The sequence below is a fragment of the Aeromonas media genome, from assembly GCF_000819985.1.
GTDB classification, from domain to species: Bacteria; Pseudomonadota; Gammaproteobacteria; order Enterobacterales; family Aeromonadaceae; genus Aeromonas; species Aeromonas media.
This window is the reverse complement of the sequence record NZ_CDBZ01000052.1, coordinates 625-981: the sequence shown is the minus strand read 5'-3', so window position 1 is coordinate 981 and position 357 is coordinate 625. Positions and strand designations below refer to the sequence as shown.

Below are 357 nucleotides of genomic sequence, written 5' to 3'. Positions count from 1 at the left end.
AAGGCGCTGGCGGCGGAAGGCGCCCGCTTCGGGGTCACGGTCAACGCCATCGCCCCCGGCTACACCGCCACCCCCATGGTGGAGGCGATCCGCAGCGACATCCTAGACAGCATCAAGGCCGACATTCCCATGCGCCGCCTCGCCAAACCGGAAGAGATTGCCGCCGCCGTGGCCTTCCTCGCCAGCGAAGCAGGCGCCTATATCACGGGGGAGACCCTGGCCATCAACGGCGGCCTCTACATGAAGTAGCGCCGGGATAATTGCAATAGACGGAGGGCAGCCAACGGGCTGCCCTCTGCTTTTGGTCGGCGCTACATGGGGCGCGCCGTCCCCCCGGGCTCGGCGAAATGGCTGCGC

At 67.5% G+C, this 357-nt stretch carries 1 protein-coding gene; it reads left to right on the top strand.

Features of this window, described 5'->3' with window-relative positions; all coding sequences use genetic code 11:
* Positions 1-249 (top strand): SDR family oxidoreductase (locus tag BN1127_RS04120; protein WP_042648602.1); only part of this gene is annotated, 249 nt, incomplete at its 5' end.
* Positions 250-357: the final 108 nt, after the last annotated feature.